Raw genomic sequence first — 13,517 nt, 5'->3', positions numbered from 1 at the left:
AACGGCGCGCCATCGAGGCGCGCCGTTCTTGAAATCCGCGAAAAATCAGGCTGCGGTCAGCCGAAGCGGCCGGTGATGTAGTCTTCGGTTTCCTTGCGCGAGGGCTTCACGAAGATCTGGTCGGTCTGGCCGAATTCCATGAGTTCGCCCAGGTACATGTAGGCGGTGTAGTCCGAGCAGCGCGCGGCCTGTTGCATGTTGTGCGTCACGATCACGACGGTGTAGTCGTTCTTCAGTTCGGCGATCAGTTCTTCGATCTTGGCGGTGGAAATCGGGTCCAGCGCCGAGCAGGGCTCGTCCAGCAGCAGCACTTCCGGCTTGATGGCCACGCCGCGCGCGATGCACAGGCGCTGTTGCTGCCCGCCCGACAGGCTGTTGCCGCTCTGGTGCAGTTTGTCCTTCACTTCGTTCCAGAGCGCCGCCTTGCTCAGCGCCCATTCCACGCGCTCGTCCATCTCGCCCTTGGACAGGCGTTCGAACAGGCGCACGCCGAAGGCGATGTTGTCGTAGATGCTCATGGGGAACGGCGTGGGCTTCTGGAACACCATGCCGACCTTGGCGCGGATCAGCGATATGTCGGTCTTGGCCGTCAACAGGTTCTCGCCGTCCAGGATGATCTCGCCCTCGGCGCGTTGGCCGGGATACAGCTCGAACATGCGGTTGAACGTGCGCAGCAGCGTCGACTTGCCGCAGCCCGACGGGCCGATGAAGGCGGTGACCTTCTTCTCCTGGATCGACATGTTCACATTGCGGATCGCATGGAACTTGCCGTAGTAGAAGTTCAGGTTCTTGACCTCGATCTTGTTCTTGACGGCGGTAGCGGTATTTTCCATTTGGTTTCCCTTGGCTCCGGCGCGCCCAGCGCGCCGGCAAAGCGATCTTTACTTGCGGAACATGTTGCGGGCAATGATGTTGATGCCCAGCACAAGCAGCGTAATCAGCGTGGCACCGGCCCAGGCCAGGTTGTTCCAGTCCTTGAACGGGCTGGCGGCGTATTGGTAGATCACGACCGGCAGGTTGGCCATCGGGCCATTCATGTTCCACGACATGAACTGGTTGGACAGTGCGGTGAACAGCAGCGGCGCGGTTTCACCGGAGATCCGGGCGATGGCCAGCAGCACGCCGGTGATGATGCCGGACTTGGCGGCGCGATAGCACACCAGGGTGATCATGCGCCACTTGGGGCATCCCAGCGCCGCCGTGGCTTCGCGCAGGCTGTTGGGCACCAGCAGCAGCATGTTGTCGGTCGTGCGCACCACCACCGGGATCACCAGGATGGACAGCGCGATGGCGCCCGCCCAGCCCGAGTAATGCCCCACCTGCGCCACGTACACGGCGTAGATGAAGAGGCCGATGATGATGGAGGGGGCCGACAGCAGCACATCGTTCAGGAAGCGCGTGGCGGGCGCCAGCCATCCCCGGTGGCCGTATTCGGCCAGGTAGGTGCCGGCCAGGATGCCGACCGGCGTGCCGATCAGCGTGCCCACGCCCGCCATCATCACGCTGCCGATGATGGCGTTGATCAGGCCTCCGCCCTGCCCCGGCGGCGGGGTGATTTCGGTGAAAAGCGTGTACGACAGCGCGGGCGCGCCCCTCAGCAACAGCGTGAGGATGATCCAGAACAGCCAGAACAGGCCGAACACCAGCGTTCCCATCGACACGGCGAGCATGACGCGGTTGACCGCGCGGCGCCGGCGATAGATGCCGTTCTGCATGTTGAGGACGGATTCAGCCATGGTTATTTCCTTGTGCTCCGGGCGCGTCAGGTTTTCTTGCCTTCGCCGGCGGACAGGCGAACCAGTAGTGTCTTGGCCAGGGCCAGCACGATCGTCGTGATCAGGAACAGGATCAGGCCCAGCTCCAGCAACGCCGCCTTCTGTATGCCGCCTGCCTCATTGAATTCGTTGGCGAGCGCCGAGGCGATCGAGTTGCCCGGCGAGAACAGCGAGCCGGACCACTTGAACGCATTGCCGATCACGAAGGTCACGGCCATGGTTTCGCCCAGGGCGCGCCCCAGGCCGAGCATGATGCCGCCGATGACGCCCGACTTGGTGAAGGGCAGCACCACGCGCCACATCACTTCCCAGGTCGTGCTGCCCAGGCCGTAGGCCGATTCCTTCAGCATCGCCGGCACCAGTTCGAACACATCGCGCATGACGGCCGCGATGAACGGGATGATCATGATCGACAGGATCAGGCCGGCGGTGAAGATGCCGATGCCGAACGGCGGCCCCGCGAAGAGCCCGCCGATGATGGGCACGTTGCCCAGCGTGGCGATCAGGAAAGGCTGCACGTATTGCTGGAACACGGGAACGAAGACGAACAGGCCCCACATGCCGTAGATGATGGACGGGATGGCCGCCAGCATTTCGATCGCGGTGCCCAGCGGGCGGCGCAGCCAGGTCGGCGACAGCTCGGTCAGGAATATGGCGATGCCGAACGACACCGGCACGGCGATGATCAGCGCGATCGCCGACGTCAGCAGCGTGCCGATGATCGGCACGACGGCGCCGTAATTCGAATTGACGGGGTCCCAATCGTTGAGCCACAGGAACGACAGGCCATATTTGGCCAGCGATTCGCGGCTGCCGTAGATCAGGGAGATAAGGATCGCCGCCAGCAAAATGAACACCAGGAAGGCGAACAGGCGGGTCAGATTCTTGAACAGCGCATCCATCAGCGCGTTTTTGTTTTGCTTCATAGGCGAAGGCGTGCCGGTAGTCACGGAATCCGCCCCGCTGGACGGAAGCGGCACACTATTATCCATTACCGCGCTCATGGATGGACTTTCCTTAGGAAATCTGGGGGGAAGACAGGAGGATCATGTTGCAGGCGGCCCCGTCAGCCTGAGATCGGGCGTCGGGGGCAGCCAGTCTTATGGGTTGCGCGCTGGGCGGTCGGCGATGCCTACGCCAGCGCGCCATGCCCGCCTTACTTCCAGACGGCCTTGCCGTCCGCGGACTTCACTTCACCCCAGGCAGCACGGATCTCCTTGGTCACGGCTTCCGGCAGCGGCACGTAGTCCAGGGCTTCGGCCGACTTGGCGCCGTTCTTGAACGTCCAGTCGAAGAAGTCCAGAACTGCCTTGCCTTGATCCGGCTTGTCTTGCGACTTGTGGACCAGGATGAAGGTGGCGGCGGTGACGGGCCAGGAGTCGGCGCCCGGTTCGTCGGTCAGGACCACGCCCATGCCAGGCGCGCTCTTCCAGTCGGCGTTGGCGGCCGCGGCGGCGAATGCCTTCTGCTCGGGCTGGACGAACTTGCCGTCCTTGTTCTGCAACTGCGTCCAGGCCAGCTTGTTCTGCTTGGCGTAGGCGTATTCGACGTAGCCGATCGAGTTCTTCAACTGGCCGACGTAGGCGGCGACGCCTTCGTTGCCCTTGCCGCCTTGGCCGGTGGGCCACTTGACGGCCTTGCCTTCGCCAACTTGCGACTTCCAGTCAGGCGAGACCTTGGACAGGTAGTTGGTCCAGCCGAAGGTGGTGCCCGAGCCGTCCGAACGGTGCACGACGATGATGTCGGCCGAGGGCAGCTTGACGTCGGGGTTCAGCGCCTTGATGGCGGCGTCGTCCCACTTCTTGATCTTGCCCAGGAAGATGTCGCCCAGGACCTTGCCCGAGAGCTTCAGCTTGCCCGGCTCGACGCCGTCGATGTTCACGACGGCCACGGTGCCGCCGATCACGGCGGGGAACTGCAGCAGGCCGTGCTTTTCCAGGTCGGCTGCCTTCATCGGATCATCCGAGGCGCCAAAGTCGACGGTCTTGGCAATGATCTGCTGTTGGCCGCCGCCCGAACCGATGGACTGGTAGTTGACCGCGTTGTTGGTGGCGGCCTTGTAGTCGGATGCCCACTTGGCGTAGATGGGGTACGGGAACGATGCGCCGGCGCCGGTGACATTGGCGGCCTGGACGGCAAACACGGCGGCGCTCAGCGCGACGCCCACGGAAACTTGCTTGAAGACACGTTTGAACATCTGGGTTCCTTCTGTGCTCGTTAAGAGGAGTCTTGGCAGGCTTTGGTTACTGCCTGTCTTTCAGCGACCCTCGCATCTTAGAAGCCCAACGTGACAGGATAGTGACAGTCATATTCCCCCCCCGAAGCGCTACGCGCTTCCCCCCCAGGGGGCGCCGGTGGCGGACCGGCGGAGCCGGATCCGCGCGGCCTGGATTGGGAGGGGGTGCCTCGAATGGCGTTGGTGGTGGGGTGGGGGATAAGTCCGTGCGGCCCTCGTTGGGGAGGGGATGTCCCGAATGCGTTAGTGGCGGGTCGGGGGACGGATCTGCGACCCGCCTGGGGATGAACGCCTCGAATGGCGTCGGTGGCGGGTCGGGGGGACAGATCGGTGCGGCCGTGGCTTGTGGGGTTACACGCCCAGCTTTTGCATCAGGAACTGGTGCAGGTTGAAGGGCTCGCGGCGGCTTTTTACTCGGGCGTAGTCGCCGTCCTGCTGCTGTTGCCAGGCCAGTTGGTTGTCGCGCAACGCGTAGGTGAAGGCCTCGTCTATGACGCGCTTCTTGAGCGTCTTGTCGTAGATGGGGAAGGAGATTTCCACGCGGCGGAAGAAATTGCGGTCCATCCAGTCGGCGGACGACAAATAAACCGTCTCTTCGCCATCCGCATAGAAATAGAAGACCCGGGAATGCTCCAGGAAGCGGCCGACGATGGAGCGCACGCGGATGTTCTCGGACAGGCCGGGAACTCCCGCGCGGAGCGCGCAGACGCCTCGCACGATAAGGTCGATCTTCACCCCCGCCTGCCCGGCCTTGTACAGCTCTTCGATGATCTGCTCTTCCAGCAGGGAGTTCATCTTGGCCATGATGCGCGAACGCTTGCCCGCCTTGGCGGCGCGCGCTTCGGCGCGGATCAGCGCCACCATGCCGTCGTGCATGGTGAACGGAGACTGCATCAAGGCCTTGAGGGAACGGCGAGCGCCCAGCCCGGTCAGTTGCGCGAACACCTTGTCCATGTCCTCGCACAGCTTCGGATCCGCCGTCAGAAGCCCGAAATCCGTGTAGAGACGCGCCGTGCGCGGATGGTAATTGCCCGTGCCAAGGTGGGCGTAACGGCGCAAGCGCCCTTTTTCGCGGCGCAATACCACCGCCATCTTGGCGTGCGTCTTGTGCGCCACCACCCCGTAGACGACGTGCGCGCCCACTTCCTCGAGCTTGGAGGCCCAGTTGATGTTGGTCTGCTCGTCGAAGCGCGCCATCAGTTCCACCACCACCGTCACTTCCTTGCCGGCGCGCGCGGCGGCCAGCAGGATCTTCATCAGCTCGGAGTCCTCGCCGGTGCGGTAGATGGTCTGCTTGATGGCCATCACGTCGGGATCGAGCGCCGCGGCGGTCAGGAAGTCGATGACCGGCTGGAACGACTGATAAGGGTGGTGCAGCAGGCGGTCCTGTTCGGCGACGGCCTCGAACAGGTCGGCCGGCTTGTCTCCGACGCGGTCGAACGGCGCCGGCACGGGCGCGCGGTAGTTGGAGAACAGCAGGTCCGGGCGCGCGGCCGAATCGCATAGCTGCATCAGGCGCGACAGATTGACCGGCCCGGGCACCCGGTAGGTGTCGTCCGGCTTGAGCGAGAACTCGCGCTGCAGGAAGGTTTCCAGTTCGACGGGTGTCAGCTTGTCGATCTCGAGGCGCACGGCGGCGCCGAAATTGCGCTGAGACAGTTCGCCTTGCAGCGCGTGGCGCAGGTTGGTGACTTCTTCCTCGTCCACGAACAGGTCGCTGTTGCGCGTCACCCGCCACTGGTAGCAGCCCAGCATCTCCAGGCCCGGGAACAGCTCGCCCACGAAGGCGCGCAGCAAGGACGTCAGCAGGATGTAGCCTTCCGGCTGGCCGGAGAGCTCCGACGGCATCTTGATCAGGCGCGGCAAGGCCCGGGGGGCCTGCACGATGGCGATGGACGCCTGGCGGCCGAACGCGTCGGCCCCCGACAGCGAGACGATGAAGTTCAGGCTTTTGTTGTAGACGCGGGGGAACGGGTGCGCCGGATCCAGCCCGATCGGGGTCAGCAGCGGCATCACATCGCGGTGGAACACGTCGCGCGCCCACTCCTGCTGCTGTGGGTTCCATTCGGACGCGTGATGCAGCGTGATGCCTTCGGCGTGCATGGCCGGCAGGATTTCGTCATTGAGCAGGTTGTACTGGCGTCCGACCAGCTCATGCACGGCCTGCTGGACGCTTTCAAACGCCTGGTCCGGCGTCAGGCCATCGGGCCCGACCAGGTTGGGCGACTGGCGCTGCTGCTCTTTCAGGCTGGATATCCGGATCTCGAAGAATTCGTCCAGATTGGAACTGACAATGCACACATAGCGTAAACGCTCCAGCAAGGGCGTCTTCGGATTCTCCGCCATCGCCAGCACGCGTTCGTTGAATTTGAGCAGCGACAACTCGCGATTCAGGAGCAAGGGCTCGCCAGGCGGGCGTGTGGTCATACCGGATTCCATACGAAGGGAGAGCGTGGAGTTTTACTGCAAAATAGTGACGGTTCTATGACAACGCCAAAACCGTAGCGTACGCCAAAGAAGGGACATGCAGCATATCGCCGTGATTCGCCCAAGCCCCTGTTCCATAAGCGAAAACCCGAAGTCTGGGGCGTTGTCATATGGGGTATCTATAATCAGGGCACCTCTCAGCCAATATCACGAGCCGCATGGATCAACTTCTGGCCGCGGTGGACCTCGGGTCCAACAGCTTCCGCCTCTCCATCGGACGCATCGTTCAACAGGACGGTACGCCACAGATCTATCAGATCGACCGCCTCAAGGAAACCGTCCGGCTCGCCGCCGGCCTGGACGCAGAAAAACGGCTTGGCGATGACGCCATCGACCGGGCCATCGCGGTGCTGGAGCGATTCGGCGACCGCCTGCGCAGCTTCCATCCCAACCGGGTCCGGGCGGTCGCAACCAATACGTTCCGCGTTGCCCGCAACACCCGCGACTTCCTGCCCCGGGCCGAAGCCGCGCTGGGCTTTCCCATCGAAGTCATCGCCGGCCGCGAAGAAGCCCGTCTGATTTTCTCGGGCGTGGTCCACACCCTGCCCCCGTCTCCCAACAAGCGGCTGGTGATCGACATTGGCGGCGGGTCCACCGAGGTCATCATCGGCAAGGGCCATGAACCTGGCCTGATGTCATCGCTTTACATGGGTTGCGTCAGCTACAGCCGCCAGTTCTTCTCGGACGGCGTGGTGGATGCCCACCAGATGAAGCAGGCCGAACTGGCCGCCCGCCGCGAAATCGAAGTCATTGCCAAGCAGTACCGCAAGATGGGCTGGAAAGAAGCCTACGGATCTTCCGGCACCGCCAAGGCGCTGTTCGCCATCCTGACCGAGGGCGGCTATTCCGACCGGGGCATCACACGCGCGGGCCTGTCCAAGCTGAAAGACCGCATCGTGCGCTCCGGCCGCGTCATTCCGTCCGAGCTGCCCGGCATCAAGGTCGAACGTTCCGACGTGCTGCCTGGCGGCCTGGCCATCATGAGCGCGCTCTTCGACGAGCTGGGCATCGACGTCATGCACACCGGCGACGGCGCCCTGCGCCTGGGCGTGCTGTATGACCTGCTTGGCCGCGACGACGAACATGACAAGCGCGACGAATCCGTGCGCCAGTTCATGAAGCGTTACCACGTCGATCCCAACCAGGCCCGCCGCGTGCGCCACGCCGCGCTGAGTCTGTTCGACGCCATGATCGCGGACGGTCCGGAACGCGCCGAACTTCGGCCCGCAGTGGGCTGGGCAGCCGATCTGCACGAAGTGGGCCTGTCCATCGCCCACAACGCGTATCACAAGCACACTGCCTACGTGCTGGAAAACGCCGACATGCCGGGTTTTTCGCGCGCGGATCAGCAATTGCTGGCGCTGCTGGCGCTGGGGCATCAGGGCAAGCTGAGCAAGCTGGAACCCTTGACCCGCAGCCGTGCGCAATGGAAAGCCATTTTGAGCCTGCGCCTGGCCGTGCTGCTGTTCCGCCGCCGCGGCGAAATCGAACCGCTGCCGCTGACCGCCTCGGTGCGCGAGAACTCCATCGTGGTGCGCGTCAACCGCGAATGGCTGGCCGAGCACCCCCTGAGCGACTTCACGCTGCGCGCCGAAGAAGCGGAATGGAACAAGGTGGGCTTTTCGTTCGAACTGCTGGAGTTCTGACGAAACAAGGCAGGCAAAGGGCTTGCCCCTTGCCTGCCTGCGAATTAAAACGGCGACAGATCGGTTTCGCGCTCGAGCTGCCTGAGCTCCATGCGCAAAGGCCTTGTAGCCCGCCGTATCAGTCTGATTGTCATCCGGCGGAACAGGCGGCGCATGATGTTCAGCGCTGGCCGGTGACGGCGGCGGGCTGATCCAGGCCGAAATGGCGGCGATAGCGCTCATCCATGCGGTCCATCTTGAGCAGCACCGGGAAATCGGCGGCGTTGAAATCAGGGTCCCATGCGGGTTCGCCACAGACTTTCGCGCCCAGCTTCAGATAGCCCTTGATCAGCGGCGGAACCCGCGCCGGCAAGGCGCTGTTGAGCTTTTCGACCGGATAGCGGTGCAGCGGCGCAACGTGGGGCTCACCGGCCCGGGGCAATTGCTTCGAGATGGTGCGCCACACTTCGGCGGCGGTGACACCGTCGTCGCGCAGGCTCACGCTGGCGCAACCCAGCACATATTCATAGCCGCCCCGGCGCAGATACTCGGCCAGGCCGGACCACAGCAGCATGATGACGGCGCCGCCGCGGTAGTCGGCGTGCGTGCAGGAGCGGCCGACTTCCACGAGTTCGTCGCGGATGGCGCCCAGGCCGGACAGGTCGAATTCGGACTGCGAGTAGTACCCGCCCGCCTCCCGCGCTTTCTCCGGGGTCAGGATCCGGTAGGTTCCGACCACGCGGTCCGTGTCGATCTCGCGGACCATGAGGTGTTCGCAGAACGGGTCGAAGCGATCGTGGTCGACGCCGTCCTGGGCGTCGGGAAAGACCACGCCCATGTCTTCCGTGAAGACGTCGTAACGGAGGCGTTGGATCTGCTCGATTTCTTCGGCCGTGCGCGCCAGGCCTACCGCCAGCACCTTCGGGGCAGCGCCCGTCCAAGGTTCTGTGGGAGTACGGCTCGGGTTGATGCGTGCTAGTTCCAGCATTGCGCGAAGCTCCTAGAGAGTCCAGCCAGTGTGGACGCCCTGTATGTCAAAGACTTGACCAATATGTTACGTGACTATGAAGTTTAGATCGGGGCGGATCGATTCACTTTCCGCCAATATCGACAAAACCTTACAGACCAATACCATCCATGCAAAACGAAGGCCACGCATCGATACCCGACGCGTGGCCTTCATATTAAATCGAAAACCCAGGGTTTACCCCAGGCTTGCCGCAAGCTTTTCAGCAGAACTTGTCGCCAGGGCCTCATCTTCGGCCTCAACCATCAGCCGCAGCTTGGGTTCGGTGCCGGAGGCCCGGATGAGAATCCGGCCGCGGCCGTCCAGTTCGGCCTCGACCGCCTGGCGCGCGGCGGTCAGCCCGGCGTGCGTCTTCCAGTCCTGGCCGGGCGTCAGCGGCACATTGATCATCGTCTGCGGATACATGCGCAGGTCGCTTACCCAATCGGCCAGCGGCACCGAATTGCGGCGTAGCGCGGTCAAGACCTGCAAGGCCGCCACGATGCCGTCTCCGGTCGAATGGCAGTCCAGGCAGAGCAGATGGCCGGAGCTCTCGCCGCCGTACAGCCAGCCGCGCGACTGCATCTGCTCCAGCACATAGCGGTCGCCCACGTTGGCGCGCTCGAACCCCACGCCCAGACGCTTCATTTCGCGCTCGAAGCCGAAATTGGTCATCAGCGTGCCCACCACGCCATTGACCTTGCCGCGCTGCATGCGTTCGCGCACGATGGCGTACATGAGTTCGTCGCCGTTGTAGATACGGCCGTCCCCGTCCACCATCTGCAGGCGGTCGGCGTCGCCGTCCAGCGCCACGCCCAACTGCGCGCCGCGGGCCTTCACTTCCTTGGCCAGCAGTTCGGGATGCAGCGCACCCACGCCCTTGTTGATGTTGAAGCCGTCCGGGTGCACGCCGATCGCGTGGACCTCGGCGCCCAGCTCGCGGAACACATGCGGCGCGATGTTGTAGGCGGCGCCGTGAGCAGCGTCCACCACGATCTTCATGCCGTTCAGGTCCAGATCGTTGGGGAACGTACTTTTGCAGAATTCGATATAACGGCCCTGGGCATCGCTCATGCGGCGCGCGCGGCCCAGCCCTTCCGAGCTGACGCAACCCAGCGGCTCGTCCAGCGCGGCTTCGATGTCGGCCTCGATGTCGTCAGGCAGCTTCATGCCCTGCGCCGAGAAGAACTTGATGCCGTTGTCCTGGTAGGGATTGTGCGACGCGCTGATCACGATGCCGGCCACCAGGCGCAGGGCACGGGTCAGGTAGGCCACGGCCGGCGTGGGAATCGGGCCGGCCAGCAGCACGTCGATGCCCGCGGCCGACAGGCCGGCTTCCAAGGCGGACTCCAGCATATAGCCCGAGATCCGGGTGTCTTTGCCGATCACCACCTGCGGACGGCTTGCGCCGCGCACGGCGTGCTCGCGCGCCAGCACGCGGCCCGCCGCATAACCCAGGCGCAAGGCGAATTCGGCGTTGATCACCGGACCGCCTACTTCACCACGCACCCCATCGGTACCGAAATACTTGCGTCGAATCATGAACTGATAACTCCTTGTTCAGCCGCCTGCCATACCTTAAGCGCATCCACCGTGGCGGCAACATCGTGCACTCGCACGATGGAGGCGCCACGCGCTACGCAGGCAAGGGCGGCGGCAATGCTGCCGGGCAGCCTGTCGCCGACGGGCCGGCCGGTGGCCTGACCGATCATGTTTTTGCGCGACAAGCCGATCAGCAATGGATAACCGGTGCTGCGCAGGCTGGACAGCCGGCGCAGCAATTGAAAGTTCTGGTCGCCGGTCTTGCCAAAGCCAAAGCCCGGGTCAAGCACGATACGGCGAGGATCGATCCAGGCCGCGCGCAGCTTCTGCGCGCGCGCCCCCAGGAATAGTCCGATTTCACCGATCAGGTCGGTGTATTCGGGTGGTGCAGCCTGCATGGTGCGGGGCTCGCCCTTCATATGCATGACACACAGGCCGCAACGCGATTGGGCTACGGCCTCGATCGCGCCCGGCTGCCTGAAGCCGTAGACATCGTTGATCATGTCGGCGCCGGCGTCCAGCGTGGCGCGCATGACTTCCGGCTTGAAGGTATCGATGGACAGCGGCACGCCGCAATCGCGCAACGCCTCCACCACGGGCAACAGCCGGGCAAGTTCGTCCGCCACGGATACGGGGTCGGCCCCCGGGCGCGTGGACTCGCCGCCCAGATCCAGGATCTTGGCCCCTTCCTGGATCAATTGGCGCGCATGCGCCACCGCGGAATCGGTATCGCCGTGCAGGCCGCCGTCGGAAAAGGAATCCGGCGTGACATTGACGATGCCCATGACAAGCGGGCGCTCGAGATCAAACTCGAAGCGCCCGCAAAGAAAGTTATTTGCCATAAACCAGAACGAAGAACCTCAGACCGCGGCTGCCGTGCTGCCACCCGTGGCCAGGCCGGTCGGCGGCGTATCGGACGTATCCGACGGGCCTTGAGGCGTCTTCGGGGGACGCGGGGGGCGGCCCTCGATGATGTCGTTGATCTGGTCGGCGTCGATGGTTTCCCATTCCAGCAGCGCGGCGGTCATGACTTCGACCTTGTCGCGGTTGTCTTCCAGGATCTTGCGCGCAACGCCGTACTGCTCGTCGATGATGCGGCGGATCTCGGTGTCCACCTTCTGCATGGTGGCTTCGGACATGTGCGTCGTCTTGGTGACGCTGCGGCCCAGGAAGACCTCGCCTTCGTTTTCGGCGTAAACCATGGGGCCCAGCTCGTCGGTCATGCCGTAGCGGGTGACGATGTCACGGGCGATGGCGGTGGCGCGTTCGAAGTCATTCGAGGCGCCCGTCGTCATCTGGTCCATGAACAGTTCTTCGGCGATGCGGCCGCCAAACAGCACGGCGATGGTGGACAGCAGACGGCCCTTGTCCATGCTGTAGCGGTCGGTTTCGGGAAGCTGCATCGTCACGCCCAGCGCACGGCCGCGCGGGATGATGGTGACCTTGTGGACAGGGTCGGTCTTGGGCAGCAGGCGGGCAACGATCGCGTGGCCGGATTCGTGGTACGCGGTGTTCTTGCGTTCCTCTTCGGGCATCACGATGGAACGGCGCTCGGCGCCCATGATGATCTTGTCCTTGGCCTTTTCAAAGTCGGACATATCCACGGTGCGGCCATTGCGGCGGGCGGCGAACAGCGCGGCTTCGTTGACCAGGTTGGCCAGGTCGGCGCCCGAAAAGCCGGGGCAGCCACGCGCAAGAATGGTCGCGTCGACGTTGGGCGACAGCGGAACCTTGCGCATGTGGACCTTCAGGATCTGCTCGCGGCCGCGGATATCGGGCAGCGGCACAACGACCTGCCGGTCGAAACGGCCCGGACGCAGCAGCGCCGGATCCAGCACGTCGGGACGGTTGGTCGCGGCGATGACGATCACGCCCTGGCCGGATTCGAAGCCGTCCATTTCCACCAGCATCTGGTTCAGGGTCTGTTCGCGTTCGTCGTTACCGCCGCCCAGGCCGGCGCCGCGCTGGCGGCCCACCGCATCGATTTCGTCGATGAAGATGATGCAGGGAGCGTGCTTTTTGGCGTTTTCGAACATGTCGCGGACACGGGCCGCGCCCACGCCGACGAACATTTCAACGAAGTCCGAACCCGAGATGCTGAAGAACGGCACCTTGGCTTCGCCGGCGATTGCCTTGGCCAGCAGCGTCTTGCCGGTACCGGGCGAGCCGACCATCAGCACGCCGCGCGGGATACGGCCGCCCAGCTTCTGGAACTTGCTGGGGTCGCGCAGGAAATCGACCAGTTCCTGGACGTCTTCCTTGGCTTCGTCGCAGCCGGCAACATCGGCGAACGTGATCTGGTTGGTGTTTTCGTCGAGCATCCGGGCGCGCGATTTGCCGAAGCTGAACGCGCCGCCTTTGCCCCCGCCCTGCATCTGGCGCATGAAGAACACCCAGACGCCGATCAGCAGCAGCATGGGGAACCACGACACGAAGATGCTCATCAGCAGCGACTGCTCTTCGCGCGGCTTGCCCGACACCTGCACGCCGAACTTCAGCAGATCGGAAACCATCCAGAGGTCGCCGGGAGAAGTCAGCGTATAGGCGCGGCCCGCGTCAGGGGTGACGTACAGCACGTCACCTTGAACGTCGACCTTGCGGATACGTCCCGCCTTGGCGTCGTCCATGAACTGCGTGTAGGTCACGCCGTCCTGGGTTTGAGCGCGTCCGTCGAACTGTTTGAAAACGGTGAACAGCACAAGGGCTATCACCATCCAGACAGCGACTTTGGAAAATGAATTATTCAAGGTCGATCTCCTGCTTTCGATTCCGACCGGCGACTGCGCACCCGCGTATGGCACAGTCACAAGTATGTCAATAGCCCATTCTACCCTGTCGGACCGTTT

The 13,517-nt window shown here is 63.7% G+C and carries 10 protein-coding genes; 1 reads left to right on the top strand and 9 read right to left on the bottom strand.

Annotated elements, in window-relative coordinates:
- Window positions 1-56: 56 nt before the first annotated feature.
- From pstB to ppk1, 5 genes are all read right to left on the bottom strand, one after another.
- Window positions 57-833: a phosphate ABC transporter ATP-binding protein PstB gene (gene pstB, locus ASE30_RS06695; RefSeq protein WP_006221056.1), complete on the bottom strand. Its 777-nt coding sequence runs from the start codon at window positions 831-833 to the stop codon at window positions 57-59.
- 48 nt (window positions 834-881) lie between these two features.
- Window positions 882-1,736: a phosphate ABC transporter permease PstA gene (gene pstA, locus ASE30_RS06690; protein ID WP_082601474.1), complete on the bottom strand. Its 855-nt coding sequence runs from the start codon at window positions 1,734-1,736 to the stop codon at window positions 882-884.
- A 26-nt stretch (window positions 1,737-1,762) separates the two neighbouring features.
- On the bottom strand, window positions 1,763-2,779 hold the full coding sequence (gene pstC, locus ASE30_RS06685) for a phosphate ABC transporter permease subunit PstC (RefSeq protein WP_057283521.1): 1,017 nt from the start codon (window positions 2,777-2,779) through the stop codon (window positions 1,763-1,765).
- 152 nt (window positions 2,780-2,931) lie between these two features.
- Window positions 2,932-3,972, bottom strand: coding sequence for a phosphate ABC transporter substrate-binding protein PstS (gene pstS / locus ASE30_RS06680; RefSeq protein WP_057283520.1), 1,041 nt, complete (start codon window positions 3,970-3,972; stop codon window positions 2,932-2,934).
- 390 nt (window positions 3,973-4,362) lie between these two features.
- Window positions 4,363-6,438 carry a polyphosphate kinase 1 gene (gene ppk1, locus ASE30_RS06675; RefSeq protein WP_057283519.1) on the bottom strand — a complete coding sequence of 692 codons (2,076 nt, stop codon included), beginning with the start codon at window positions 6,436-6,438 and terminating at the stop codon, window positions 4,363-4,365.
- Window positions 6,439-6,656: 218 nt separating this feature from the next.
- Here ppk1 and ppx point away from each other — a divergent pair, with 218 nt between their 5' ends.
- The gene (ppx, locus tag ASE30_RS06670; protein WP_057283518.1) at window positions 6,657-8,144 is read left to right on the top strand and encodes an exopolyphosphatase; all 1,488 of its coding nucleotides are present in this window, start codon (window positions 6,657-6,659) and stop codon (window positions 8,142-8,144) included.
- Between the two features lie 160 nt (window positions 8,145-8,304).
- On the opposite strand, the gene ASE30_RS06665 is transcribed toward ppx, so the two are convergent.
- From ASE30_RS06665 to ftsH, 4 genes are all read right to left on the bottom strand, one after another.
- Entirely contained in the window at window positions 8,305-9,111 is an 807-nt protein-coding gene (locus ASE30_RS06665) for a GNAT family N-acetyltransferase (protein ID WP_057283517.1), read from the bottom strand.
- Between the two features lie 216 nt (window positions 9,112-9,327).
- On the bottom strand, window positions 9,328-10,671 hold the full coding sequence (glmM, locus tag ASE30_RS06660; protein WP_057283516.1) for a phosphoglucosamine mutase: 1,344 nt from the start codon (window positions 10,669-10,671) through the stop codon (window positions 9,328-9,330).
- Window positions 10,668-11,513 (bottom strand): dihydropteroate synthase, encoded by an 846-nt coding sequence (folP, locus tag ASE30_RS06655; protein WP_057283515.1) that lies wholly within the window; start codon window positions 11,511-11,513, stop codon window positions 10,668-10,670. Before folP ends, glmM begins: the two co-directional genes overlap by 4 nt.
- 18 nt (window positions 11,514-11,531) lie before the next feature.
- Window positions 11,532-13,418 carry an ATP-dependent zinc metalloprotease FtsH gene (gene ftsH, locus ASE30_RS06650; RefSeq protein ID WP_057283514.1) on the bottom strand — a complete coding sequence of 629 codons (1,887 nt, stop codon included), beginning with the start codon at window positions 13,416-13,418 and terminating at the stop codon, window positions 11,532-11,534.
- Between the last annotated feature and the right edge of the window lie 99 nt (window positions 13,419-13,517).

It is taken from the genome of Achromobacter sp. Root83 (genome assembly GCF_001428845.1).
Taxonomy (GTDB): domain Bacteria; phylum Pseudomonadota; class Gammaproteobacteria; order Burkholderiales; family Burkholderiaceae_B; genus Achromobacter.
Note: the sequence above shows the minus strand (reverse complement) of the source record. Positions and strands in the feature narration are given on the sequence as shown.

Coding starts and splice junctions, on each gene's coding strand:
- pstB (WP_006221056.1), bottom strand. CDS start 833: ATGGAAAATACCGCTACCGCCGTCAAGAACAAGATCGAGGTCAAGAAC.
- ppx (WP_057283518.1), top strand. CDS start 6,657: ATGGATCAACTTCTGGCCGCGGTGGACCTCGGGTCCAACAGCTTCCGC.
- ppk1 (WP_057283519.1), bottom strand. CDS start 6,438: ATGACCACACGCCCGCCTGGCGAGCCCTTGCTCCTGAATCGCGAGTTG.
- folP (WP_057283515.1), bottom strand. CDS start 11,513: ATGGCAAATAACTTTCTTTGCGGGCGCTTCGAGTTTGATCTCGAGCGC.
- pstS (WP_057283520.1), bottom strand. CDS start 3,972: ATGTTCAAACGTGTCTTCAAGCAAGTTTCCGTGGGCGTCGCGCTGAGC.
- ASE30_RS06665 (WP_057283517.1), bottom strand. CDS start 9,111: ATGCTGGAACTAGCACGCATCAACCCGAGCCGTACTCCCACAGAACCT.
- pstC (WP_057283521.1), bottom strand. CDS start 2,779: ATGAGCGCGGTAATGGATAATAGTGTGCCGCTTCCGTCCAGCGGGGCG.
- pstA (WP_082601474.1), bottom strand. CDS start 1,736: ATGGCTGAATCCGTCCTCAACATGCAGAACGGCATCTATCGCCGGCGC.
- glmM (WP_057283516.1), bottom strand. CDS start 10,671: ATGATTCGACGCAAGTATTTCGGTACCGATGGGGTGCGTGGTGAAGTA.